Origin of the sequence: Terribacillus saccharophilus (assembly GCF_002272075.1) — a bacterium.
GTDB lineage: Bacteria > Bacillota > Bacilli > Bacillales > Amphibacillaceae > Terribacillus > Terribacillus saccharophilus_A.
In genome coordinates this window covers 21,124-47,848 of record NZ_NPBJ01000040.1, presented here as the reverse complement: position 1 = coordinate 47,848, position 26,725 = coordinate 21,124, and the positions used below count along the sequence as shown (strand labels likewise).

Here is a 26,725-nt window from a genome sequence, read left to right as displayed (position 1 = left end):
TTTGAAATGGAACATGAACACAAATCGGATAAGAAGGAGGATGTCATTCGGGTTGGAGAATACGGTATCTTTTTCAAGCGCCCATATCAGATTCTGTATATGCTGAATGATTTTCTAATTGGATTAATCTTTCTCATCGGCAGTTTCCTCTTTCTATACGAATCTCTAAAGACAGCAGGATGCTTGCTTTTTGCAGCTGGCAGTTTGCTTCTTTTGATCCGTCCGACAATCCGTCTTGTCCACGATATTCACTATAAACGATATAGAAACAAGCAATAAAAAAGCTGTACGCATAAGCGTACAGCTTTTTTAAGTGGTCAGTTCTATTTTATCGTGTGGAGACAAAAAATCATGGAAAGATGCTTTGTTTCCATTTTTATATAGTTGGAAGTTTCCACTAATCTTTGTCAAATCTATATCTACAAACCGGAAAATATCCTGGATAATGAATTGATCTGTGGCTACACGCATTTGAAGTCGAGCACCGCTAGGAATCTGCTCGTCATATTCCAATGGTTTATCTCCACTATAAAGCTGTGCTGCAGGAGGAGTAAGCTTAAGTGTTTTTCCATTGAACTCAACTGTCAAACTCGCTTGATTTTCCGTCTGAAGATGAGAAAGCAGCTCAGATGCAGTTGGTGATCTGCGTTCAGAGATACGGATACTATCTCCATCATTCACCTGATCACGTAATCGTGCTGGAATTTCATTGATGGTAAACACCTGACTAAACGAATCAATCGACATTAGCTTATCATTTATGTAGACTTCATATTCCGTGTCATCAGGCAATGCCGGCAAAGGTAGCTGCTGTTCATGTAAGAAATGTTCTATTGTTGTTGTTCGCTGCATGATAATTTCATCTCTGTCTTTGAGCTGATGGTTTGGGTGGACTGGCTGACCATTTACGAGCAGCTGCTGTTTCATCTGATAAGGTCGACCATTATAGAAGACTGTAATCGGATCTAAATCTCCTGTTATATCGCTTACAGTCACTTGTGGAGGCAAACCATCTACTCCAGCTTCGACATCCAGTTTATCTCCATCTCTTATAGCTGAGTCAAGACTTGCCGTCTGCTGGTTGAGTCGTATAGTTGGAGCCTGTCCTAATGTGCCAGGAAGAGTGAGCGGTTTCCCCTGGAAAGTGATCATGCAAGCGGCTCCCGGTTTCCCGTAAAGACGTGCTACCTGTATCCCTGCTGCTAGTAATGCATCACCAATAGTCAGTCTTTTCATATCGAATAAACGAATGACACGCCCGTTAACAAGTATACTGACATAATGTACAGGATTCTGTTTAGCTGCCAAGGCAATGCCGATTGGTGTTATAAAAGCAGGACCTGATGGCACGTTATCCGTTTTCGCAAGCGGTTGAATGGCTTCTGTTCCACGTATAGCTACTCTATTCTCCGGCAATTCAAGCCGTTTCGCCAAACGCATAGCCAGTCCAGGTGTCTGGCTGCCGCCACCGACGAGCATGACAGCTTTTGGGGGAACTGCATTCAACTGCATAATAGATTCTGCAATTGCTTCTGCCAGCTTGTCGACTGCATGGCCTATGTCCTGTTCGACTTGAGCGGCTTCCAACTGCTGTTCAAAGCCGAGAATATCCATCGTCGTAATTGTCCCTATTTCTGCCCAGTCTCTTTTTGCCGCTTCGGCTACGTGAAAATCGAGCAAATAATGATCACTTATCGCTTCTGTGATTTCATCGCCGGCTTTTGGAACCATGCCATAAGCGGTAATTGTTCCTTCATTCGTTATGGCAATGTCACTTGTACCAGCACCGATATCAACCAATGCTACATTCAAACGACGCATTGATGGTGGTATAAGGACGCTAATTGCAGCAATTGGCTCCAATGTCAGTGCATCCATCTCCAAATCACTGCGCTTTAATGCTGACAATAAAGATTCTACAACGACCTTCGGTAAGAAAGTGGCAATAATCTCTACACTTGCTTCTTGGCCTTGCTGATCTATCAGCGAACCAATCTCCTGCTCGTCGAGCTGATAATGCAGAACCGAGTAGCCGACACAATAATAATCGGTACTCTTATCCTTCGATCGGGCGATTTCATATTGTGCCTGCTGTACAGCACTGAGCTCCAGATGCTGCACTTGCTCTCGGTCCAATACACCTCGTTCGGCTATTGAATGCTGCATTCGGATACGTTTTGTCTGCAGCGAACGTCCAGCAGCTGCGACACATACTTTATGCAGCTGACCGTGTTTTTCCTCAAGTTTAACTTTCACTTCCATGATAACCTGTGCGACGGCAACTACATCATGGATCTGGCCGTCAAGCATCGAACGCTCATCATGTTCAATTATCTCGTAATCTATCAATGTATAAATACCAGCATCTTCTTCAAGAAGCATGCCGACAACGGATCTAGTCCCAATATCCAAAGCGAAAATTCTTTCTTTCAAAACGATATTCCTTTCTGCATTGAACTCGTAGCTTCACTGAACACTGTAGCTTAATGAAACTTCTTCTGGATTCATTTAAAGCTCCTATTGTCATTCTACACTATTTGTGGATGACAGCGCGTAAACTTTTAGCTATAATGATTGCTAATTACTTGAGCTGGATATACTAGATAGAGAGTGGGAGAGAGCGATGAATATGGATGAATTAACGGTACTGCGAAAGAAATTAGATGAAGTGAACCTTGAACTGCTTGCTTTGATAAATGAACGAGGTAAACTTGTTCAGGAAATCGGCGAAGTGAAAAAAAAGCAAGGAACGAAGCGCTTTGATCCGGTACGGGAAAGAGATATGCTGAATGTCATATCTGATAATAACAAAGGACCGTTTCAGGATGCCACACTTCAGCATTTGTTCAAGGAAATCTTTAAAGCAAGCCTTGAACTGCAGGAAGATGATATGCATAAAGCATTGCTTGTATCACGGCGCCGCAAACCCGAAAACACGGTCATTACTATTAAAGGTACGAAAATAGGGAATGGAGAGCCGCAGTTCGTCTTTGGACCATGCTCTGTGGAGAGTTACCAACAGACAGCCAAAGTAGCTGAGTCACTGCAGGAAAAAGGCTTGAAGCTTCTGCGTGGAGGTGCTTTTAAGCCGCGCACCTCTCCTTATGATTTTCAAGGTTTAGGTGAGGAAGGGCTTCGTATCTTGAAAAAAATTGCTGATACGTATGATTTGGCCGTTATCAGTGAAATTGTAGCACCAGAGGATATCGAGAAAGCAGCCGAGTATTTGGATGTCATACAGATTGGCGCTCGTAATATGCAGAACTTTGAATTGTTGAAAGCAGCTGGTGATGTAAAGAAGCCAATTCTTTTGAAACGCGGCATGAGCTCGACCATCTCCGAATTCATCCATGCAGCAGAATATATCAGCTCCCGCGGGAATAATGACATTATCCTTTGTGAACGAGGAATCCGTACGTATGAAACTGCAACAAGGAACACATTGGACATTACTGCTGTACCGATTTTAAAACAAGAAACCCATCTTCCAGTCATGGTCGATGTTACGCATTCCACTGGCCGGCGTGATTTGCTGCTTCCAGCAGCGAAAGCAGCTCTTGCAATTGGTGCTGACGGTATCATGGCGGAAGTTCATCCAGATCCGGCTGTTGCCCTTTCCGATGCAGCGCAGCAAATGGACTTGCCGCGATTTGATGCATTTTATCGTGACCTTATTGCCCACAGCAGTTATGCTAGTCGTGTCCCTTCCGGAAATTGACAGCTGGTAGCCTAGCAATCCTATAGTATCAAGGGTTTTTTGAATCTCCTTCTACTGAAATGTTCAAAACTCTGGTATAATGGGTAAAGAATATGTGAATAAACATACAAATTGTTTTTATCATCTTTAGATGATTGGAATCGTGTAAGGTATATAGGAGGAAATGACACAATGAATGTAACCATATACGACGTTGCCCGCGAAGCGAACGTATCGATGGCAACTGTCTCCCGTGTGGTAAACGGCAACCCGAACGTAAAACCTGCAACCCGGAAAAAAGTACTCGGCACTATTGAACAGCTCGGTTATCGTCCGAATGCAGTAGCTAGGGGGCTTGCAAGCAAACGAACTACAACAGTCGGAGCAATTATACCGGATATCTCCAGTATCTTCTTCTCCGAGCTTGCGCGCGGGATTGAAGATATTGCAACCATGTATAAATACAATATGATCCTGAGCAATTCCGATCAAAATCCAGAGAAAGAATTGACACTCTTTAACAGCATGCTGGAGAAACAAGTGGACGGTATCGTCTTCATGGGCGGTAAAATTAGTGATGAGCTGCTGCAGCAGTTCGATAAATCCCCTGTACCAATCGTCATTGCAGCAACTGGACAAGGAACAGGCGAGATACCTACTGTAGCTATCGACTATGAGCAAGCAGCTTATGAAGCAACTAAACTGCTTGTCGATCATAATCATAAGCAGCCAGCGTTTGTTGCAGGAACGGCAGAAGCTGAAACAAATAACCAGAAATACAAAGGTTATCTCCGCGCTGTAACGGAAAATAATACCGAAGTGAAACAGGAATACATCGTAAAAGCCAACAATACGTACAATTCTGGTCTTGATGCTGCGAAACAGCTAGCAGACTTGGCTGATCGTCCTTCTGCTGTATTCGTATCTTCTGATGAAATGGCACTCGGTGTCATCCATGGCTTCCAGGACAATGGACTGCGTGTACCGGAGGATATTGAAGTGGTAGGGTATGACAATACAAGACTTGCAACGATGGTTCGTCCGACACTTTCCACCGTTGTACAGCCTACTTACGATATCGGTGCTGTAGCAATGCGTCTATTGACGAAGCTGATGAATAAAGAGGAAGTATCCGATAAGAACGTCATTCTTCCTCACCGCATCATCGAACGAAATTCTACAAAATAAAAACTAGCGTATCCAATCGGATACGCTAGTTTTTTTATAGTGTAATTGTTTCGGATTCTTTGTCGTCCTTACCAACAGCTTTGATTTGATAAGTGGAATCATTGTCAGGAAGATTGAACGAGGATTGATCGCTGAATCCAATCTGTTTGAAGCTATCTCCCTGCTTCTGCAGAATGCGATATCCTTTTACGTCCTCTGTTTTTGACTGCGACCACGTTAACTTGTCATCAGCTTTCTGTACATTTGTCGGCGGAAGCGGTGCACCGGAACTTGTCTTCACGGTGTCATCTTTATCATCTGATTTCTTTGCAGTACTGCCGCTTGCAGATTTACCAATCAGCTTTTGTACTTTCTCATTATTAGGGAAGAGCTGTTCGATGCTTACTCCCTGTAATTCGTTTGCTTTTACAAAGTCAGGATTAAGGACGATTTTGCCATTTTGTTTGATCAGACTATCATCCGCTTTTTTCGGCACATGATCTTTATCGAACAGATCAGTTTTAACCATTCCTGCTTGTTTACAGAGATCAGTTGGTTTTCCGCCGCCAATTGCGCAATAAGACGCTTTCGTCAGTCCATCAGGCTGTTTGAATGACTCGCTAGGGGCCATCATGTCTGGATCGATTTTGGTTGCACTGTTCACCAACTGTGTCCAAAGCAGCTGATTTCGCTGGCTGTATCCCATTCCAGAAGTCTGGATAGAATCCTGTTTATCATAGCCCATCCATACACCGACTGTTACGTTCGGGTTGGTAGCTACGAACCAGGAATCGTGATAATCCTGGGATGTACCAGTCTTACCTGCCCAATCGACACTCTTATTGGACAACTGCGAATTCGCATAGGTAGCTGTACCACTATCTAGAACACCGCGCATCATATCGAGCATTAAATAGTTCGTTTGCGGGCTGAACACTTTATTCGATTTCGACTCATGTTTGTAGATTTCATTGCCGTCTTTTGTTGTGATGGAATCAATCATGTAGGCATCAGTGAACTCTCCGTTATTACCGAAGGTTGCATAGGCGTTAACGTCTTCTTCAACCGTTGTACCGTATGCTATCCCGCCTAATGCTGCTGAGAGATTGTGATGATCACCCTCTGTCAAAGTGGTAATCCCCATCTTCTCCACATATTTGCTTGCAGGATCAAGATTTAGGATATCCGCGTATGCTCTGGTTGCAGGAACGTTGTAAGATTGCTCCAGTGCTTTACGGGCCGTTACTAAACCATGATAAGTGCCGCCATAGTTACCAGGACTATAAGATTTCGATTGACCAGGTATGACGAAGCTTTTGCTTACATCGGGAATGACACTTCCCGGCTGTAAAGTACCTTCTTCCATCGCTGGAGCATACACAAGCAACGGTTTCATCGTACTACCATTTGAGCGCTTTGTATCAGTGGCATGGTTTACTTGGTTTTTCTCATAATCCCGCCCGCCGACGAAACTTAGTATTTTACCAGTACTGTTTTCAATCATGATGGAACCGGCTTCGATTGGCTCGGAAACAGTCTCTGTTTCTCCGTCACTATTTGTCCGTTCCACCCAATGATCTGGCTGGTAATACGCATAGTCTTTTGCGATTTTCTGCTGCGCAACATACATATCTTTGTTGATTGTCGTATGGATTTGGTAACCTTTTTGGCGAATATCGCGTTCTGCTTTTTCAAGATACTCGTTCTTAAGGTCATTATCTTTGTTCAGATCTTTCTCAGAATGGCCATCCTGTTCAGCGAGTTGAATCGCAATAATATCTGCCGCACGCTGCTCGACTTCGGTAGTTAAATAGCCATAGTCGTCAGTAGAAGCAGGTTTTGCTTCTGCAAAATCTTGTGTTATATCATAGCCAATTGCTTCATCGTATTCCTTTTGGTCGATATAGCCTTCATCAAACATCCGGTTAAGCACTTGCTTCATCCTATTTAAACCTGGCTGAAGGGCAGTTTCTTCCTTTAGCTCTCCGCTGTTTGTAAATGGCGAATAAGCTGTTGGACTTTGTGGTAAACCGGCTAGGAAAGCGGCTTGAGGTAACGAGAGATCCTTCGCGTTTACACCGAAGATACCTTGAGCTGCAGTCTGTACACCGGCAATATTATTTCCGGAAACATTCCTTCCGAACGGAACGATATTCATGTAAGCTTCCAGAATTTCATCCTTATTCATCGCTTTTTCTAAGCGCATCGCCAGAATGATTTCCTTTGCTTTCCGTTCGAAGGATACTTCATTGGTGAGTATTTGATTTTTGACAAGCTGCTGTGTCAGCGTACTCCCACCGGTTTTCGTTTCTGAATTCGTTGCTTCCTGCATAAGAGCCCGAAGAATAGATTTCGGTACAACACCATCATGTGTTTCGAAATTATCATCCTCGGTTGCGATAATTCCATTAACAACATATGGTGAAATGTCATCGAGTTTTACATCTTCCCGGTAAAGGTCAGTTTTGATATTGCCGAGGAAGACATCATCAGCAAAGTAGATGGAAGAGGTCTCCTCATAATTGTAGATGTCTTCTTTCATAGAGTCATAGGAACGGACAGGCTCACTTTTCACAAGTGATGCAAAATATCCTGCACCAGCCCCAGCAGCAAAGAAAATCCCGACGCCAGCTATAAGCAGGAAAAAGAGGAATAAGTTCCAGATGACGTCATATGTGATACGAGAATTCCGCTGAATTCGGCCAGCCTTCCAAGCTTCCGCAATTCGTTTGCTAATTCTCGTCCATATTGCTTTGATTTGCATATTTCACCCCCGAAATTGGTTTGTCTATTATACCATAATAGTCAATTTTCGTAGTGAGTCCAAAATCCTTGTTGCATTTTATCCATGCATATGGTAATAATGTAGGAACAGTCATAATAAATATTGCGTTGAAGGTTATAGTAGCGGAACGATTCCCTGTTGCAGAGAGCTGACGGCCGGTGCGAGTCAGTATACAGTTGTTTTGCCAATTACAAGCTGGAGCTTCTCCTGTTCAAGCAGGAGACGGATGTATATCCGTTAGCAAACCGAGTGGCAGTTTACACTGCAACAAGGGTGGTACCGCGAGTCATACCTCGTCCCTTTTTTAGGGATGGGGTATTTTTTTGTTCTCAAATGTAAATGAGGAGTGGTCAATATGTCAATTTTACGGGATTTGAAAGACAGAGGTCTGGTACAGCAGACGAGTGATGATGCAGGATTGGAGAAGCATCTATCCAGCCAGCAGGTGAGCTTGTACTGTGGGTTTGACCCAACAGCCGACAGCTTGCATATCGGGCATCTTGTACCGATGCTTATGCTGAAACGATTCCAGCAGGCAGGTCACCGTCCGATCGCGCTTATCGGCGGAGGTACAGGAATGATTGGAGATCCAAGCGGACGTTCTGATGAGCGTAACTTAAATGATGCTGCAACAGTAGAAAGCTTCAGTCAAGCTATTCAAAAGCAGCTTGCTGGCATTTTGAACTTCGATGAAGGTGAAAATGCTGCCAAGGCTGTGAATAACGGCGAATGGCTCGGCTCGATGAGTATCATTGATTTTCTACGTGATATCGGGAAGCATTTTGGAGTCAATTATATGCTGGCGAAGGATTCTGTTGAGTCCAGATTGGCAAACGGTATTTCCTTTACAGAATTTACGTACATGATCTTGCAGTCTCTGGATTATCTTCGTTTGTACGAAAAAGAAAATGTAACGCTTCAAATTGGTGGAAGTGATCAATGGGGAAACATAACAGCTGGTATGGAATTGATCCGCCGGACTCATGCAGGCAATAATGAAGAAGCGCAGGATAAAGCCTTTGCTCTAACTGTGCCGCTTATTACAAAAGCAGATGGGACGAAATTCGGTAAAACAGCTGGTGGAGCAGTATGGCTCAGCCCGGTACGCACGACTCCTTATGAATTTTACCAATTCTGGTTCAACACGGATGACCGTGATGTAATCAAATTCATGAAATACTTTACTTTCATGTCCCTTGAAGAAATAGCAACATACGAACAAAGCGTTGAGAATGAACCGGAAAAACGTCTTGCTCAAACGAAACTGGCGGAAGAAATGACAACGCTTGTACACGGTGAAGAAGCATTAGAGCAGGCAATCAAGATTTCAGCAGCTCTATTCAGCGGAGATATCGCTTCCCTTAATGGTGCTGAAATCGAACAAGGCTTCAAGGATGTACCGTCTCACACGGCAGCTGACGAAGACAAACCGCTTGTCGATATGTTGGTGGAAGCAGGAATCTCCCCTTCAAAACGACAGGCAAGAGAAGACATCACAAACGGTGCGATCCGTATCAATGGTGAAAAAGAAGAAGAAGTGTCCCGTGTTCTTACGAAAGCGGATCGGATTGATGAGCGGTTCATTATCATCCGCCGCGGCAAAAAGAAATATACTCTATTGAAATTCGCTTAATATGAGAAGCACTATCCGAGCAGGATAGTGCTTTTTATGTTTCATTAGAATAGTAGGGGGAATGTAATAACCATCTAGTCCTTAGGCATTTACTAGAAAGTAAATCAATAGGAGGTAAAAACAATGGTTAATACAAATACAATCGAAACATTCATCAATGAAAGTGATGCAATCGTACGAGTGAACGAATTAATCTCTGCTGGCGTACCAGAAGAGGATATTACAGTCATTGTAGACAAGAAACCGAATAACAGCATTCTCGGAGATAAAAGAGATGTTCATTACAAGGAAGCAAATGGTTCCTTTGGCACAAAATTTGCATCCTTTTTCTCCAGTGAAGATCCAGAAGAGAAAGTCCTCAACAACCTGAGTCTTTCGGAAACTGAGAAAGACCGTTATGTTGATGAACTGAAGGCGGGGAAAGTTTTGCTGTATGCAGAAAATAAACCGGTAAACCCTACTACTGCTGCCAGTACTGCAACTACAAAAGACCGTAGTGATCATGCGACAGAAGGGGAAAAAGGTATGACGGCAGATGGTCTGTATGCAGCCGATAAACCGAATGACGGACTTCATGCGGAGCCGAATACGAAAGATCAAAATGCGAATGAATTGAATAAGACAAGAAGATAAAGAAACATATTCAAGCTTCATCAGCACTGCTCTGCTGATGAAGCTATTTTTGTGTGCAAAAACATAAATTGGGTTCCGTCCCATGCTGTACATCCATTCTTCAAACGATGATGTTGAAAGCGCATACAATAAGAATATTTACGTGCTAAGATGAATTTAGAGAAAGGAGGATTTGATGAATCTTAATGAACGTAACTCCGCTATCCTTGATGCTTTATTAAGTAATCCGAGCATCTCCAGTGCTTTAATTGAAAAGAAATTCGGCCTATCGAAAAGGCAGCTCGGCTATTCCATTCAAAAGATAAACAGCTGGCTCAAACAACTAAGCTTACCGTTAATCGAGCGAACGTCACAGGGTCAATTTCTCATCGATGAAAAAGTTTTCACAGCACTGAATCATGTGAAAGAAACGGCGGAACAGAATCATTCTTCCATTTTGACAGTTCGTCAAAGAACGCATCTCCTTCTTTGTATGCTGATAAGCAAAGATTATCTTACATTGGATCATTTCTCGATTGCACTGCATATCAGCAGAAATACAATATTGCGTGATCTGAAGAATTTGCAGAAACAGCTTGAACCATTTCAGCTGCATATACGATATGGCCGAAAGCTCGGCTATTATATTGAAGGAAACGAATTTCAGCTTAGGAAGGCCCTTATGTCTACATTGATAGAATTTCTAGAGTCGGATAACATACTTCCGGAATTGATAGATGTTTTAGAGTTGAAAGAAGATTGTTTGTATTCCTTCCGTGACAGAATCGAACAGGTAGAAAAAAAGCTGTCTATCAAATTTACAGATGAAAAAATGAAAACAATGCCACTCACCTTATTCCTGATTTTGCAGCGAATTCGGAAAGGGGCGCGCTTAACAGACCCGCCGATAAGCTATAAAGAACTTGCTGGTACGAAAGAATATCAAGCTGCAGAGGAATTATTATTTGACCAGGAAGGACTGCCGGAAGCGGAAAAGCTTTTTATCACATTGCATTTACTGTCTGCAAATGTAGTAACGACGGAGATGAAGGAGGAAGATGCAATACCAGACCTATATCCAGCGGTTGACAGCATGCTCAGTCTTTTTGAAAAAGTTACCTGTATCCGTATGCAAGAGCGGAAGCAGCTGCTCCATAAATTGATGCAGCATATCAAACCAGCTTATTACCGAATTAAATACAATCTCACTGACACTACACCGGTTCCAGGAGTATTAAACGGAGAATTTCGATCCTTGCACCAATTGGTCAAACGGTCTCTCGAACCATTGGAACTCTTTATTGAAAGTGAGATTCCAGAGAATGAACAGATCTATATCACCTTGCTTATCGGTGGGTGGATCAGGCAGCAGGGAGAAAGTATCGGAGAAAAAGTGAAAGCAATTGTCGTATGTCCGCAAGGTGTATCTGTCTCCAAGCTGATGTTCCACGAGTTAAGCGGACTTTTCCCGGAATTTATATTTTTGGACAGTATGTCTGTTCGTGAATTTATCACTTATGACCTGGAGTATGACATTGTCTTCTCACCAGTATTACTAGAAACTTCGCGGAAGCTCTTCATTACGAAGACAGTGCTGGATACACACGAAAAAAGGCTTCTCCGAAAACAGGTCTTATCTTATATCCATGGATTTGTATCAAAAGAAGTCAGGACAAGCGATATCATTCAAATTATTAGTAATCACGCGACAGTGAAAAACAAGGAAGCTCTTGAAAAAGAACTGCAGGCATATCTCACTCAAGTCGACGAGCACGTAGTTAAAACAACATCGGATGAGACGCAGCAGCAACAACTGTGTGACTTCTTGATAAATCAGCATTTAAAAATGGCGTATCAGATTGGGTCATGGGAAGATGCTGTGCGCTCTTGTGCAGGCAGCCTGCTTGATAAAGGGAATATTGAGCCGAGATATATCGACGCAATGATTAAAAGCTGTGAGAAAGATCCATATATCGTGATAGGGCCTGGTATAGCAATTCCGCATGCTTCACCAGAAGATGGTGTCGTCCGCACCGGAATGAGCCTGCTTAAAATTAAAAACGGGGTTCAGTATTTAGGTTATCGCATTCATATTTTGGTAGTCATCGCTGCGAAGGATAAAAAAGAGCATATTCATGCCCTGATGCAGCTCATGAAGCTATCAAAGTCTGAAGCGGATTTGAAAAAACTGATAGATGCTTCCGGCATACCGGATATGAGGCGAATCATTCAACAATATTCAGATGATGTAGTAAAGGAGAAGGAGTTCTATTATGGCTGAATTTTACCTGGATGAAACACTGGTATTTCTGCAAATGACTGGAACAAGGGAAGAGATATTACGTGAGATGGCAGAAAACCTTGTAAAAGAGAATCTTGTCGAAGCAAGCTTTGTGTCAGGAATTATCGAACGTGAGAAGGAATATCCGACTGGCTTACCGACTGCTTCGTCGATATCTGTTGCCATCCCGCATACGGATATCGAACATGTAAAAAAGAATGCGATCAGTATTGCGTTGCTGCAGGAGCCGGCAGCCTTCCAGGTGATGGGAGAAGCGTCCATGGAAACGCCCGTCAGTATTATTTTCATGCTGGCGATGCAGCAGTCACATGCACAGCTGAGACTATTAAGAGATCTAATGAACTTCTTTCAAGATGAAACGACGCTGCAAGTACTGTATGAATCCAAAACAAAAGAAGATGTAGTCAAGCTGATAGACAGGAAGCTTAGCTTGTCCGCCAGTAAAGGAGGTGACAGATAATGGCCAAAAAACAAGTGTTGGTTGCCTGTGGTGCTGGTATTGCCACTTCCACTGTCGTAAACAGTGCAATTGAAGAGATGGCAAAGGAACATAAAATTGATGTTAACCTGATCCAAATCAAAATAGCAGAAGTCAATGCCTATGTGGACACAGCTGACTTGCTAGTTACGACAGCAATGGTAAAGACTTCCTATCCTTTCCCAGTGATTAATGCGCGATCATTCTTGACCGGAATCGGTTTGGCAGAGACGAAGGATCAAATCTTGGATGAATTAAAAAAATGAGATTTGAGAGTCGGTTTCAAGTTTCTTGGAATCGACCTCATTTTCTAGAAGTGGGGGCTGCATGATGGATTCATTTGTCGGTTTCTTACAAGGTTTTCTGGACTTAGGTGCAACTGTTATTTTACCGGTAGCTATCTTCCTTCTTGGTCTATTATTCGGGCAAAAGCCTGGAAAGGCGTTCAGGTCCGGTCTGACAATCGGGGTAGCTTTCGTCGGTATTTTCCTCGTCGTCGACTTACTGACGTTGAACTTAGGACCTGCTGCACAGCAGATGGTCGACCGATTGGGAGTAGATTTGAATGTAATTGATGTCGGCTGGCCGGCCACATCGTCCATCGCTTGGGCATCCGTAGTAGCTGCATTTATAATCCCGCTTGGGCTGGTTGTCAACGTCGTCATGCTTGTGACAAAGACGACGAAAACGATGAATGTGGATATTTGGAATTATTGGCACTATACATTTATGGCTGCTGTCGTATATACCGTTTCTGGAAGTGTCGTACAAGGCCTGATCGCTGCTGTCCTATTCCAAATTGTTTGCTTGAAAGTGGCGGATTGGACACAGCCGATGGTAGAGGATTTCTATGAAATGCCTGGTGTTACTGTGGCAACGGGGAGTACGATTTCCTATGCTCCTGGCATCCTAATTGTGAAGCTGCTTGAAAAGATTCCTGGCTTGAACAAAATACATGCCGATCCGGAAACAATCCAAAAGAGATTTGGTATTTTCGGAGACTCGATGGTAATCGGCTTATTACTAGGTGCTGGTATAGGTGCATTAGCGGGTTATGGAGTCGGAGATATCATCGAAATCGGAATGGCGATGGCGGCGGTCATGGTTCTAATGCCCCGAATGGTAAAAATTCTTATGGAAGGGCTGATGCCAGTATCGGAGTCTGCCAGGAACTGGCTTAGTAAACGATTCGGTAACAGTGAAATCAATATCGGGCTGGATGCAGCAGTATTATTGGGCCATCCTGCAGTCATCTCGACTGCTCTGATCCTTACGCCAATCACAGTCCTGTTGGCAGTCATTCTGCCTGGAAATGCTGTTCTGCCTTTTGCGGATTTGGCTACTATTCCATTCATAGTTGCTTTCATCGTTGGAGCAGCAAAAGGAAACATTATTCATTCTGTGATAACTGGAACAATCATGATTGCCTTATCCCTGTATATGGCCACAGATATTGCACCTATTTTCACAGATATGACGAAAGCTGCCAATATTGAAATGCCAGAAGGATCGGCAACGGTTTCTAGTATCGACCAGGGAGGCAACTTAGTTAACTGGATTATATGGAAGGTTTTCGCAATATACAATTAATTAAATAGGAGGAGCATATATGCATGCTTTAGTGAAAAAGGAGTTGGGTTACGGCAATCTTGTCATTGAAAACAAACCTGAGCCTTATCCAGAAGAAGATCAAGTGAAAATAAAAGTAACTTATGCTGGTATATGCGGATCTGATATCCACACGTATGAAGGAAGCTACCGAGTAGCTGCTCCTGTCACATTAGGACATGAATTTGCTGGAGTTATAGTTGATGTTGGTCGGAATGTCAGCCACCTGAAGCCAGGAGATCGGGTTACTTCCGAGACGACTTTCTATATATGCGGGCAATGCAGCTATTGTCAGCAGAAGGATTATAACTTATGCAAGTATAGAAAAGGGCTTGGAACACAGCAGGATGGCGGCTTTGCAACTTATGTGATTGCAAGGGCTGAGAGCATTCACCGTATCCCGGATAATGTTGATGATCAATCGGCAGCAATGACAGAAGCACTCGCATGCACGCATCATGCAGTAGCTAAAACAACGATTAAGCCGAATGACATTGTGATCGTAATAGGACCAGGGCCTATTGGTCTCTTGACTGCACAAGTTGCTAAAAGCAAAGGTGCCACGGTAGTTATCACTGGCCTGTCATCTGATACCGTTCGTTTGGAAAAAGCAAAGGCACTTGGAATTGATTATGTGGTCAATATACAGGAAGAATCGCTGGAAGGGATTATTTCAGGACTGACAGATGGGTATGGTGCGGACGTCATTTTCGAATGTTCGGGAGCGATTCCAGCTGCGCATCAGGGTTTGTCACTTCTTCGAAAAAAGGGACAGTACGCTCAAGTAGGTTTGTTTGCCGAAGCAACCATTCCGTTTGATATGGAGAAGGTTATTCAAAAGGAATTGAAAATTATTGGCAGTAGGAGCCAGAAGCCAGCTGACTGGGAACCTTCACTGCACTTAATGGAAAGCGGTGCCGTTGATGCAGCTGCACTAGTCACCCACATCTTCGATATATCAGAATGGGAAAAAGCTTATCAATTAATAAAATCAGGAGAAGCAATCAAAGTCCTTCTGACACCAGCGCAAGAAAGGTGAAAAACGTTGGAAAAAGAAAAGCTGATTTTGTGAAAACAGCTAGCGGATTCAACGGTGGAGGTGCGACGGTAGACGATATTGAACTTTTATCCAACATTTCACAAGGAAAAATTGGTGTTAAGGCCGCAGGAGGCATAAGAACCTATGAAGATGCAGTCAAGATGATTGAGGCTGGTGCATCACGAATTGGTGCAAGCGGGGCTGTAGCGATTATCCAGAATAGAAAATCAAATGCCGACTACTAATATGGAGGTGTAAAGATGGTAGATATGATGCTTGACTTTATGCTCGGGTCCTTAAGGGAAGTAAGCTCCTTCTATTTTGCACACCAAATAATTTTTAATGGTCTAATTATAGGTGGTGTATGCCTGAAGCTGTTCACGAGTAAGAGAACAAAGCAGACATAAAAGGATGGGACATGAATGAAGACGCTGAATCTGTATGGAGTTGAAGATATAAGATATGAACAATCGCCGTGCCCAACGATTGAAGCGCAAGACGATGTAATTATTAAAATCACTGCTGCAGGCATTTGCGGTTCCGATCTGTCGCGTTATAAAAAACTTGGTCCCTATATAGCGGGCATGACATTCGGTCATGAATTCTCAGGGGTAGTGGAGGAAATTGGAGCAGCTGTCACTAATGTTAAAACTGGAGATAGAGTAGCAGCCTGTCCGACACATGCATGTGGAAACTGCTACTACTGTAATAGCGGTCAGCCTTCGCAATGTGAGGAATTAATCGTCATCGGATCTAAAGTGCCGGGTGCTTTTGCAGAGTATGTGAAGTTACCAGCTGTGCATGTCATACCACTTCCTCCTGAAGTGAATGATGAAACGGCAGCGCTTATTGAGCCTGCTGCTGTTGTAGCGCATGGTTTCTATCGGACACAAATTAAACCCGGAGCAACGGTTGCTGTAATGGGAGCCGGAAGTATCGGGCTGCTTGCGATACAATGGGCTAGAATCTTCGGGGCGAAGAGGGTCATTGCCATCGATATTGACAAAAGAAAATTAGATATTGCTTTGGAAGTAGGCGCCGATCATGTGATTGATGGTTCGACAGCTAAACCTCATGAAGCGATACTTGCATACACAGATGGCACTGGAGTCGACCTAGCAATTGAATCAGCAGGTTCACCAGTGACATCTGCACAAGTGTTATCACTTCCTAAAAAGGGCGGCGAGGTTGTCTATTTGGGTATTCCATACGCTGATATACGAATAGAACGATTTTATTTTGAGAAAATCGTCAGAAATGAGCTTACAATTCATGGCTCCTGGAATGCTTTATCTGCTCCGTTTCCTGGTAAAGAATGGGCAAACACTATTCATTACATGAAAACAGGTCAAATAAATGGCGAGAAAATGATAAGTCATCACATACCTTTAAGTGAAGGTCCGGCAATTTTCAAGCAGCTTACCGATCGAAGTATTGATGCTGTGAAGGTGCTATTTCATCCGTAATATTACTAAGAGGATGTATGAGAATACATCTTCTTTTTTGTTTGTAATTTCACTTTCGCAATAATCAATGAGGACTAAAATGTAAAGGTAATGTTTATAAATTACCTTGCCGGGAATACAAAAATCATGAAACACTTCAAAACAATTTAGGAGGCATACAACATGTTAGCACAGAATAAAATCGAAACCTTCCAAAATGAAAATGATGTGATCGTAAGAGTGAACGAATTGAAATCTAAAGGTATCCAAGAAAACAAAGTAACAGTAATCACAGACAAGAAACCCGAGTCCTCTATTCTGGCAGACAGACTGAGCGTGAATTATAAGGAAGCAAAAGGCTCCTTTGGCGATAAGGTATCTGCTTTGTTCTCTGGAGATGACCCAGAGGAGAAGGCATTAGAAGATCTTAACTTAAACCAAAAAGAAACGGATCGTTATGTAGATGAATTGAAGAGCGGTAAGATTCTGTTGTTTGTACATCCATCAGCACAACAGAAATCACAGGCAAATACTTCAGCAACAAATAGCGATACATTAAGAGCAGAGGAAAACCATGTAACACCTGGTAATAAGACTGCACAAACTGGCAATACTGCTTTTGCTGATTTGAATAGCGGTAAAACTGGACAACCTAACGCATCTCAAACAGAACAGATGGAATTGCATGAAGAGGTAGTTGATGTTGATACTAACTCAGTAAAATCTGGTGAGATTAATATTGATAAACGTACGGTGACGGATCAAGAAGAATTCGATGTTCCTGTTACAAAACAGGAAGTGAATATTGAGCGCCGTCCAGTTAACAAAGTAAGTGAAAAAGGAAAAACGACCGGAGCTTATACAGAAAAAGATGAAATCCACGTTCCAGTATTTGAAGAAAAAGTAGATGTGGATAAGAAGGATGTCATTAAAGAAGAGATTGTCGTAAATAAAAAAGATGTTAAAGAGAACGTCCATGTACATGAAAATGTGAGACGTGAAGAAGCCGAAATAAAAGATAGCACAAAAAAGAATAACGATTTCAAGTAATAGAAAACCTCACCGATAACTTTCGGTGAGGTTTCTGTTTGTTATCGATTCAAATCACTTAAACCTGGACTGTGCTCATTCGGCAGTTCCGGCATCTCAGGTACTGGGAAGCCAGCAGGCGGCTGAGAGACAGTGAATTCGCCCCCGTTTCTACTAGGTACAGTTCCTTGGATGATCTCAGAGATTCGAGTGGGATCCAAACGGAAATTAAACTGTGTATTATGGTAGCCCATTTCTACAAATTTTCGGCATTCCGGATATTTATTAATATCATAATTCGGGATAGGGAAGGTTTTGCCCCAATCGACTCCTAGTGTTTCCAATGCTTTAGCGAAAGCATTTTGATGGGCATTATCGCGGACGATTAGGAATCCAAGTGTTTCTCGGAACGTGGCATTAGAACTCATTTCATAAATGCGCGTCTTCTGCAAAACCCCTGTCGATTCCAGCACGACATTGTTTAGCAAATCAGCAACAAGGTTTCCGTGGTTGTAAACCCAAGAGCCATTCCATGGATTTCCTGCAGCATCGAACGGGATAGATGACTGTGCACCAATTATATAATGGTGCGGATTCACATTCGGTGTGTGTTCGATTGGTCCATCAAGCGGTGCTCCATCAGGCGCAGTGTTTCCTGCACCTCCTTCACCAGACTCGTCAAGAAGGGCATTAATGGTACTTTGAACTAACTCGACATGCGCAATTTCTTCCAGGAAAATACCGCGAAGTAGGTCGCGAAACTGCTTATCCTTCCCTCGGAAGTTAGAGCCTTGGAAGAAGTATTGCATCATGGTACGCATTTCTCCGTAGTGACCGCCTAAGATTTCCTGCAGTGCTTTTGCTGCGGCTGGATCTGGCTTATCCGGCTTTATGACATTAATAAGTTCTTCTTTGTAGTAGTACATAGATGAGCACCCCATTTTCCTGCAATTTGCATTTATTCTCTGCAGAACAGTATCTGTTTATGTGTTTATATTTAGGAAAATGGTATTGTTTTTTCTAGGTTTTGCTCGTACTTATAGAAAATGATTAATTAATGATGCTATAGTAAAAAGTAATCATACATTATTTGAAGCTAGGAATGAGGAGCAGAGAAATGCTATATCAACAGGAATTACATAAGCACTATCTGAAGAATATAGATCAAATAGTAGAGAAGTGGTATGCAGCTGCTGACAAAACGAGCGGCGTATATGCGGTAACAGAACCGGATGCTATTGCACAGCTGAAAGCGCAGAATAGAGGATTTCATGAGCGATTTTGTGAAGTATTGAATCAGGATTCTGATGTGTCGTGTGATGCATTTGAGGATTGGATCGTTTCCATTGCTAAGGATGATCGGCATTTGAATACGCCGATCGAAGCAATCATCAATGAGTTTCATCGAAATCAAGCATTGTATCTTGATGTTCTGCGGGATTTCTGCAGAGAAAAGAAGGTAGATGCGCAAATAGCCTTGGATTATTATCAGAAAATCACCGATTCATTCAATCAGGTAATTGTCTGGTTCATCCGGGAAAATGCAAAACAATCTCAATTCAAATTACAGTCACAGCAAGACATGATTTTGGAACTGAGTACACCAGTTATTTCGTTGACGCCTACTGTTGCGCTTTTGCCGCTGGTTGGGGAAATAGATACATATCGTGCTCAATATATGATGGAAAACGTGCTTCATAGCTGCTCCGAACTCGGAGTAGATCATCTGTTCATTGATATGTCAGGTGTCGTAGTCATTGATACAATGGTAGCTCATAGGATATTCTCGATCGTCGAGTCGTTAAAACTACTAGGAGTAGAGACAATTATTTCTGGTATGCGACCCGAAATTGCACAAACTTCAACACAGCTAGGCATTCCGTTTGGTCAGCTGAAGACAACCCATTCTTTGAAAAATACGGTAGAGAAGATTATGCTACGGAAAATATAGTGATTGAAATAAGAGCTTTTTATAAGCTCTTATTTTTTATTTCTTCGACAAAAGTCGACTTTCTTCATAATTTCAGAAGAAAGTAGTACAATAACATACGTATAGTTCAAACTATCTACTATCGGAGGGGTTACATATGAGTAAAGTTGCAATCATCACAGGGGCGGGCAGCGGTTTAGGACAAGCTACGGCAGTCCGACTTGCAGAAGAAGGCGTAAATATCGTAGTAGTTGACGTTAGTGATAAAGGAGCTAGCGAAACTGTTGAATTAGTAAAAAAAGCTGGAGCGGAAGCGATTTTCATCCAAGCAGACGTTTCCAAAGAAGCAGATGTAAAGAATTATGTAGATAAAACTGTTGAGCATTTCGGTTCTATCGATTATTTCTTCAATAATGCTGGGATTTCAGGCAGCGGCAAATACTTCCTTGATTCTGATGTTGCAGAAATTGAACGCATCGTTGCGATCAATTTGTTGGGCGCACTTTATGGTGTTCGTTATGTAGCAGAAGTAATGGTGAAAAATGGCGGAGGTTCCATTGTTAATACAAGTTCCAGTGCTGGAGTAATCGGGCAGGATTCTGTTGTGACATATGCAGCTACAAAACACGCCATTGTTGGTATGACAAAAAGCTTGGTTGCTGAATATGCGAAGGATGGTCTGCGTGTAAACGCAATTGCACCAGGTCCTACAGAAACGAAGATGGTGGCTGAGTTTTATGCAGCTAATCCAAAAATGAAAGAAAACGCAACTGGCGGTATTCCGCAGAAACGCCTTGGAACACCGGAAGAAGTAGCAGAACTAGTTACATTCCTTCTGACATCAAAAGCACAATACATCAATGGTGAAGTTATCCGTATTGATGGCGGATTTACAAATACGAAGTAATTTTATAATAGAGGGGCGTCTTGCTTATAGTGAGACGTCTTTTTTTGTATAAAAAAATACTCCGGAGATACCAAGTGGTAATCCGGAGTATTTTAAGCAATTAACGGGAGTAGAACTCTACGATAAGTGCTTCGTTGATTTCAGCAGGAAGTTCAGAACGCTCTGGGTAACGAGAGTAAGTTCCTTGTAAGCTGCTTGCATCGAACGTCATGTAATCTGGTACGAAGTTGTTCGCTTCAACAGAAGTAGCGATGATATCAAGTTTAAGTGATTTCTCACGAACACCGATAACTTGACCAGGTTTTACGCGGTAAGATGGGATATCTACGCGTTTACCGTCTACAGTGATGTGGCCGTGGCCAACGATCTGACGAGCTTGTCTGCGAGTACGAGCCAAGCCTAGACGGTATACAAGGTTATCAAGACGAGATTCAAGAAGAGTCATGAAGTTCTCACCATGGATACCTTTCATTTTACCAGCTTCCTCGAATGCACGACGGAATTGGCGTTCGTTCATGTTGTACATGTAACGAAGTTTTTGTTTCTCAGCTTGCTGCAAGCCGTATTCGGATTGCTTTCTGCGTTGGTTTGGACCGTGTTGTCCTGGTGGGTAAGGGCGTTTGTCAAGCTCTTTACCTGTTCCGCTTAGGGAGATACCAAGACGACGGGATTTTTTCCATAATGGACCTGTATAACGTGCCATGGATAAATTCCACCTTTATTATTTTATTTGCATAAAATAAAAACAGAGTGTGCTCGGTTCACCTGTTGATTATGTTTTCATGTACCATCGCTCCGACAGCAGAGAGTTACACGATACACCTTCTGAAACAAGGAGAAACGAAGATTCGTCTCTTTATACGCCTTGCCAAGAAAGGAACAAAATCAGACAAATGGGAGTTCACATAGGCCGCCATTTATTTTACACAAAGAGTATTATAAGCTTTCCGTCTGGTTAAAGTCAAGACAATTAGGTGAAGGAGATATAATGAATATAATTGTAAGTAAAAAGAACTATGATATTAATTGAGAATTGAGTCTATTATCTTATATAATAGAATAAAACTACCAAAATGTAGGTGAGATGCAGATGGAGCGGCTAACGGACAGCAATCTTGAACAGGCAAAGCTTTATTTCTATCAGCTCCTTGTATCGAGAGAAAGCTATAGTTACAGAGAGATACTTGCGCTTGTTACCGAAAATATGAAGAATCTACTGCAGGCAGACAGTGTGGCGCTATACATATATGATGAATGGCAGCAGCGATTGGAGCGCATAAGCTATGCTGGACTGAGACAGAGCGGATTCCGTCTGTCTGTCGATTATATTCACCAAGGTGTTTGTATGCCCGACATGTTAAGGGAATTTCCACATGTATTGGATAGAGTCTTACCTTTACAGCGTCCGAATGAAAGAGTAATCGGATTCCTTTATATCGGAGGAGGCGGAGAGATGATTCCTGATTGCAGGGAACTGGCCTGGGAAATCGGGGATTGTGTTACCCATCTTATTCTTACCCACCAAGCGAAAGAAGATGAACAGCACACTGCCCAGTTATATGAAGCAACGACAAATCTGCATGCTTCTATCGATATGCATGATGTTCTCAGAGTGCTGATTACCACTTTGCAGCGGACTTATCCGCAATTCGCTTATGCACTTTTGCTCGCTCAGGACTATCACGGAGATACGGATTTGCCAATCAAAAACTTAGTTTATGATTATTCTGTCCATGAAGCTAGTACGCGGGCATATATGACAGGTGAAGTACAAGTAGAAGAAAGTGCAAATGGACAAGTAATCAATCGCTATGTACCGCTGAACGGCAAGCAAGGTATTTATGGTGTATTGCATGTCTCAGTTCCAGCCGCCATGAAATATACCAAATCGGATCATAGTTTTATTACAAAACTAGCCGATTCAGCAGGAAATGCACTTGAGAATGCCCGACTGTATCAGCACTCCAAGAAACTAATCAGTGATCTGCAGCTAATTAATGAGACGTCGAAGAAAATGAATGCCAACCTGCGTCTGTCAGATACAATCACCTTGATGCATCAGCAAATCCGAGATACGTTCGGCGGGGAAGAAATTGGATTCATCTTATACAGAGGAGATCAAGACGCAGGAGACATACTGAACGGCAGTACAGGTTTTTTCTTTGAACCAAATTCCCATATCTTCTTGGAATGGATTGCGCGGCATTGCCGAGATGCACAGGGAGAGGCGATGTTTATCAGTAACTTCCAGGAACGATATCCGGATGTACCGCTTCCTTATCGGTCATTGCTGGTGATTCCGATGGTAAGGTCGGAACAGCTGCAAGGTGTTGTACTTGTGCTTCATCGCAATCCCAGCTTTTTTACTTTTGAATCATTCCGGCTTATCGAATCGCTTGTACAGCATTCGTCGTTGTCGATTGTTAATTCCATGCTTCGTGAGAGACTTGAGAATTTGGTAATCACAGATTACCTTACGAATCTATTTTCAAGAAGTTATCTGGACGAAAGAATGCATGAGCATATACTGAAAGATGCACAAGGCGGTTTCATCTTGATAGATGTGGATGACTTTAAGAAGGTAAATGATACGTATGGGCATAATACAGGTGATTATCTTTTAATCCAAGTGGCCAATCTTATCAAAGATTTGCTTGGTCCGTCGGATGTAGCAGCCAGATGGGGCGGAGAAGAGCTGGCAATTTACCTGCCGCATGCGTCTTTGGATCAGACGATAAAGAAAGCAGAAAGAATTGTTCAACGTGTTGCGGACTCAACACGTCCTGCGGTTACAGTTTCATGCGGGGTATCCACATGGACAGCTGCAGACCGTCCGGCCGTGCATAACCTGTTCTCCAGAGCAGACCGTAAGCTCTATGATGCTAAACGACTTGGAAAAAACAGATATTGTATCTAAAAAAACAGCTTCCAGTAGCGGAAGCTGTTTTTTTATTTAGTCAAATGCTTGATGAGAACCTCGATGAATTTTTCTAAGTACTTCTGATCTGTTTCATCGAATCGATTTTTGGACGGACTATCGATATCAAGCACACCGTAGGATTTGCCGTTAACGACGATAGGAACAACAATCTCGGACTGGCTTGCTGCGTCACATGCTATGTGACCAGGGAATTGATGTACATCGGCCACTAGCTGAGTTTTATTTTCTGCTACAGCAGTTCCGCATACACCTTTTCCAATTTTGATACGCACACACGCTGGAAGGCCTTGGAATGGACCGAGAATCAATTCTTCCTCTTTATGAAGATAAAAACCGACCCAATTCACGTCATCCAAGAACTGATTCAATAGAGCAGAAGCATTCGCCAGATGAGCGATTTCGTCTTCTTCGCCAGTCAGCAATGCATCTAGCTGTTTAACGAGCAATTCATAGTCCTTTTCACGGGAACCGCTATAAGCTTTTGTTTCGAACATATTATCTCCCCCATATAATTAATTTCTGTAATTCGACAGAAGGCGCGAGATTTGGCGAGCGAAAGATGCAGGGATGCATTCTTCGCTGTCGTATACAACAGATAGAGGAGCTGAGAAGATTGAAAAAAAATGACACGAAACAAAAAGTGATGGACGCCGCTTGTCAATTGTTCTACACAAAAGGCTACCATGGGACATCTGTCCGCGATATTGCGGGAAAAGCTTCGGTCAATGTCTCCTTGATTAACTATTATTATAAAAGTAAGCAAGGACTTCTGGAAGCATCCGTCGTGTTGTATTACGAGGAATATCTTGCTGTTCTGGAGAAAACAGCCCAAAACCGCGGGCAGGACTCTTCCAGTACCTATCTGAAACAATTAATTGAAGCAATTATACATTATAAACTCTCGCGGAATCAATTCACGGCTTTCATCCAAAGGGAGCTTATGCTGGATTCCGTCTTTGTCAGGGAAATGGCAGTGACGTACTTGGCGAAGGAGAATCATACGTTGAAACAAGCCTTTCGTGATTACCTGGAGTCGAATGGGATACGGGAACGAGAAGGAGTCTATCTTTATATGCAGCTTTCCGGTATGCTGTCTGCACCATTCACGATGAACAAAGAGATGAAAGGGATGCTGATGTCAGAAGAGTCACGCCGCTATTTTTGCAGCATGTATACATCAAGTATCCACCATTGGATCGATACGTTGACAACGGTTTCCTCCGCTGCATTGCGTGCTGTATCAGCCAATTGATGCATCACCTCGGGAAAAACATGGAAAATAACAGAGAAATTTGAAAAAATTTAGCCATATTTGCGGTTTACATGGTATCATATTAGTATTAAAAATAGATAACGATTATTAGGGTATTACTCCTTTTTCCCGAGTATTGGTTAGGAGGCTGGACATTGCCATACATCATCGGAGGAATTATATTAATCATCGCCCTGATCATCTTGGGCTTGATTATGAGAAAGCGAGTTTATGATGAAGTGGACCGGCTTGAGAGCTGGAAAATGGATATATCGAACCGCAACGTATCAGAAGAATTAGCGAAAGTGAAAGCGTTGAACCTGTCTGGAGAAACACAGGAAAAATTCGAATCGTGGAAGGAACGCTGGGATCATATCGTAACCAAAGAGCTTCCAGATACAGAAGAGGCTCTTTTTGATGCGGAGGAAGGTGCTGACCGCTATCGTTTCAACAAAGCGAAGCAGCATCTGCAGCGAGTAGAAGCGATACTATCCCAAGTGGAGGATAAGATTGAAGCCATGTTCCGTGAGCTGGATGAGCTGCTTGCATCAGAAGAAGAAGCACGCAAGCAGGCAGAGGCTTTGCAGCCTGCACTTCAGACGCTGAAGCGTATGATTTCGCAGCATCGCCATCAATATGGAAAAGCAGACGTGCGTTTTGAGACAGCTATTGCTGAGCAAATCACACAGCTGGCTACCTATCATTCACTCATTGAATCTGGCAACTACTTCGAAGCCAACCAACTCATTACAGACGTGAAGATGAAAACAGAGTCACTGGAAGCAGAGATTGAGGCATTCCCTCAAGCTTACAAACAGGTGAAGCAAGATCTTCCGTCACAAGTTGCGGATCTGCTAGGCGGCATCCGCGAGATGAAACAGGATGGCTACCGGATCCATCATCTTGGTTTCGAAGACGAGCTGAAGGCTGAGAAGGAACGATTGGACCTTCTTATTAAACAGCTGGAAGCAGGCGATACAGAAGAGACAAATTTAGTTATCCCTGCTTTGGAAAGCCGTATAAAAGAAATGTATCAGCTTCTTGAGAATGAGGCTGTTGCCAAGAATTATGTGGATTCCAAATTCGAGCAATATGTCCATGCTGTCGAGAAGAAAACAGAGGCCTATATCAAGACGAAAGAAGAAGTGGATCTGCTTCGGGAGTCTTATTTCTTTACTGATAATGATGTCGAATTCCATCTGAAGCTTGAGACAAAGATCTCCAGACTTATCAAACAGCTTGAAACGATGCAGCTAGAAATCAATGATGAGCTTGTATCACATGCGAAGCTGAAGGAAGAGCTGGAAGCGGGCTTCCGCGAACTGAGTGCCATAGAAGAAGAACACGAGGCAATCCGCGAAAAGATCAAGACATTGCGTAAAGATGAATTAGAAGCAAAAGAGAAAATTGCTGACATGCGGCAAAAGCTATACGATGTAAATCGTAAGCTGCAAAAGAGTAATATCCCAGGTGTACAGCAGGAAGTTTGGCAGCTAGTAGAAGAGAGCCAGGAGAAAACTTCCCGTACAATGGAGGTGCTCGAAGCACATCCGCTAGATATGGCTGAGGTCCGCACACATCTGCAGCAAGCAGAGGAAGTCACCAATGCAACCATTGAACAAATTGAGCATTTACTGGAACAAGCTTATTTGGCAGAAGTAGTGATTCAGTATTCCAACCGGTACCGCAGCCAATATCCGATGCTTGCAGCCGAAATGGCTGAATCAGAGAAGCTGTTCCGTGAATATCAATATGAACAAGCATTAGAGCGGGCTGCTCGTGCATTACAAGATATAGAACCAAAAGCGTTGGAACGCCTGGAAAAACATATCAAGGTTCCCAGCTGATAAATAAAGCAATCCCTTGCCACAAGCGAGGGATTGCTTTATTTTAGTAAAAG

Annotated in this window: 23 protein-coding genes and 1 other annotated feature; of the genes, 18 read left to right on the top strand and 5 right to left on the bottom strand. The window is 42.8% G+C overall.

Features of this window, described 5'->3' with window-relative positions:
* Window positions 1–6 precede the first annotated feature (6 nt).
* Window positions 7–279: a YrhK family protein gene (locus tag CHH48_RS17640; RefSeq protein ID WP_095220589.1), complete on the top strand. Its 273-nt coding sequence runs from the start codon at window positions 7–9 to the stop codon at window positions 277–279.
* Window positions 280–309: 30 nt separating this feature from the next.
* Here the strand turns inward: CHH48_RS17640 and pilM are convergent, their stop codons facing one another.
* Window positions 310–2,433: a pilus assembly protein PilM gene (gene pilM, locus CHH48_RS17635; protein WP_095220590.1), complete on the bottom strand. Its 2,124-nt coding sequence runs from the start codon at window positions 2,431–2,433 to the stop codon at window positions 310–312.
* Window positions 2,434–2,623: 190 nt separating this feature from the next.
* Here pilM and CHH48_RS17630 point away from each other — a divergent pair, with 190 nt between their 5' ends.
* Both CHH48_RS17630 and ccpA read left to right on the top strand, forming a co-directional pair.
* Window positions 2,624–3,718, top strand: a complete 1,095-nt coding sequence (locus CHH48_RS17630; protein ID WP_095220591.1) for a bifunctional 3-deoxy-7-phosphoheptulonate synthase/chorismate mutase — start codon at window positions 2,624–2,626, stop codon at window positions 3,716–3,718.
* A gap of 171 nt (window positions 3,719–3,889) precedes the next feature.
* The gene (gene ccpA, locus CHH48_RS17625) at window positions 3,890–4,885 is read left to right on the top strand and encodes a catabolite control protein A (protein WP_095220592.1); all 996 of its coding nucleotides are present in this window, start codon (window positions 3,890–3,892) and stop codon (window positions 4,883–4,885) included.
* Window positions 4,886–4,919: 34 nt separating this feature from the next.
* On the opposite strand, the gene CHH48_RS17620 is transcribed toward ccpA, so the two are convergent.
* Window positions 4,920–7,628: a transglycosylase domain-containing protein gene (locus tag CHH48_RS17620; RefSeq protein WP_095220593.1), complete on the bottom strand. Its 2,709-nt coding sequence runs from the start codon at window positions 7,626–7,628 to the stop codon at window positions 4,920–4,922.
* Between the two features lie 119 nt (window positions 7,629–7,747).
* Window positions 7,748–7,953, top strand: a binding site (T-box leader).
* A gap of 51 nt (window positions 7,954–8,004) precedes the next feature.
* Here CHH48_RS17620 and tyrS point away from each other — a divergent pair.
* The 10 genes from tyrS to CHH48_RS17570 all read left to right on the top strand — a co-directional run bounded on the left by tyrS (window position 8,005) and on the right by CHH48_RS17570 (window position 17,816).
* On the top strand, window positions 8,005–9,282 hold the full coding sequence (gene tyrS, locus CHH48_RS17615; RefSeq protein ID WP_095220594.1) for a tyrosine--tRNA ligase: 1,278 nt from the start codon (window positions 8,005–8,007) through the stop codon (window positions 9,280–9,282).
* Window positions 9,283–9,405: 123 nt separating this feature from the next.
* Complete coding sequence (locus CHH48_RS17610; RefSeq protein ID WP_095220595.1) at window positions 9,406–9,915, top strand: general stress protein; 510 nt, start codon at window positions 9,406–9,408, stop codon at window positions 9,913–9,915.
* A 175-nt stretch (window positions 9,916–10,090) separates the two neighbouring features.
* Window positions 10,091–12,175, top strand: coding sequence for a BglG family transcription antiterminator (locus CHH48_RS17605; RefSeq protein ID WP_095220596.1), 2,085 nt, complete (start codon window positions 10,091–10,093; stop codon window positions 12,173–12,175).
* Complete coding sequence (locus tag CHH48_RS17600; protein WP_095220597.1) at window positions 12,168–12,656, top strand: PTS sugar transporter subunit IIA; 489 nt, start codon at window positions 12,168–12,170, stop codon at window positions 12,654–12,656. The genes CHH48_RS17605 and CHH48_RS17600 overlap by 8 nt, the downstream gene beginning before the upstream one ends.
* On the top strand, window positions 12,656–12,940 hold the full coding sequence (locus CHH48_RS17595; protein WP_095220598.1) for a PTS sugar transporter subunit IIB: 285 nt from the start codon (window positions 12,656–12,658) through the stop codon (window positions 12,938–12,940). Before CHH48_RS17600 ends, CHH48_RS17595 begins: the two co-directional genes overlap by 1 nt.
* A 64-nt stretch (window positions 12,941–13,004) precedes the next feature.
* The gene (locus CHH48_RS17590; RefSeq protein WP_095220599.1) at window positions 13,005–14,264 is read left to right on the top strand and encodes a PTS galactitol transporter subunit IIC; all 1,260 of its coding nucleotides are present in this window, start codon (window positions 13,005–13,007) and stop codon (window positions 14,262–14,264) included.
* A 19-nt stretch (window positions 14,265–14,283) separates the two neighbouring features.
* Entirely contained in the window at window positions 14,284–15,321 is a 1,038-nt protein-coding gene (locus CHH48_RS17585; protein WP_095220600.1) for a zinc-binding dehydrogenase, read from the top strand.
* A 29-nt stretch (window positions 15,322–15,350) separates the two neighbouring features.
* Window positions 15,351–15,566, top strand: coding sequence for a hypothetical protein (locus CHH48_RS17580; RefSeq protein WP_245840433.1), 216 nt, complete (start codon window positions 15,351–15,353; stop codon window positions 15,564–15,566).
* A 177-nt stretch (window positions 15,567–15,743) separates the two neighbouring features.
* Window positions 15,744–16,787, top strand: coding sequence for a galactitol-1-phosphate 5-dehydrogenase (locus CHH48_RS17575; RefSeq protein ID WP_095220601.1), 1,044 nt, complete (start codon window positions 15,744–15,746; stop codon window positions 16,785–16,787).
* A gap of 162 nt (window positions 16,788–16,949) precedes the next feature.
* The gene (locus CHH48_RS17570) at window positions 16,950–17,816 is read left to right on the top strand and encodes a DUF2382 domain-containing protein (RefSeq protein ID WP_095220602.1); all 867 of its coding nucleotides are present in this window, start codon (window positions 16,950–16,952) and stop codon (window positions 17,814–17,816) included.
* 41 nt (window positions 17,817–17,857) lie between these two features.
* Here CHH48_RS17570 and CHH48_RS17565 read toward each other — a convergent pair whose 3' ends face one another.
* A complete protein-coding gene (locus tag CHH48_RS17565; protein ID WP_095220603.1) occupies window positions 17,858–18,721 on the bottom strand; it encodes a manganese catalase family protein in 864 nt (287 codons plus the stop codon).
* 191 nt (window positions 18,722–18,912) lie between these two features.
* Here CHH48_RS17565 and CHH48_RS19900 point away from each other — a divergent pair, with 191 nt between their 5' ends.
* Entirely contained in the window at window positions 18,913–19,746 is an 834-nt protein-coding gene (locus tag CHH48_RS19900) for an STAS domain-containing protein (RefSeq protein ID WP_281252971.1), read from the top strand.
* Window positions 19,747–19,882: 136 nt separating this feature from the next.
* Complete coding sequence (locus tag CHH48_RS17555) at window positions 19,883–20,632, top strand: SDR family NAD(P)-dependent oxidoreductase (protein ID WP_095220605.1); 750 nt, start codon at window positions 19,883–19,885, stop codon at window positions 20,630–20,632.
* 100 nt (window positions 20,633–20,732) lie between these two features.
* On the opposite strand, the gene rpsD is transcribed toward CHH48_RS17555, so the two are convergent.
* Window positions 20,733–21,335, bottom strand: coding sequence for a 30S ribosomal protein S4 (gene rpsD, locus CHH48_RS17550; protein ID WP_038562254.1), 603 nt, complete (start codon window positions 21,333–21,335; stop codon window positions 20,733–20,735).
* A 387-nt stretch (window positions 21,336–21,722) separates the two neighbouring features.
* Here rpsD and CHH48_RS17545 point away from each other — a divergent pair, with 387 nt between their 5' ends.
* Window positions 21,723–23,549: a GGDEF domain-containing protein gene (locus tag CHH48_RS17545; protein WP_176466505.1), complete on the top strand. Its 1,827-nt coding sequence runs from the start codon at window positions 21,723–21,725 to the stop codon at window positions 23,547–23,549.
* Window positions 23,550–23,581: 32 nt separating this feature from the next.
* Here CHH48_RS17545 and CHH48_RS17540 read toward each other — a convergent pair whose 3' ends face one another.
* A complete protein-coding gene (locus tag CHH48_RS17540) occupies window positions 23,582–24,067 on the bottom strand; it encodes a GAF domain-containing protein (protein WP_095220607.1) in 486 nt (161 codons plus the stop codon).
* A gap of 119 nt (window positions 24,068–24,186) precedes the next feature.
* On the opposite strand from CHH48_RS17540, the gene refZ reads away from it, so the two are divergent.
* Window positions 24,187–24,825, top strand: coding sequence for a forespore capture DNA-binding protein RefZ (gene refZ / locus CHH48_RS17535; RefSeq protein ID WP_095220608.1), 639 nt, complete (start codon window positions 24,187–24,189; stop codon window positions 24,823–24,825).
* Between the two features lie 155 nt (window positions 24,826–24,980).
* Entirely contained in the window at window positions 24,981–26,672 is a 1,692-nt protein-coding gene (ezrA, locus tag CHH48_RS17530; RefSeq protein WP_095220609.1) for a septation ring formation regulator EzrA, read from the top strand.
* Window positions 26,673–26,725: the final 53 nt, after the last annotated feature.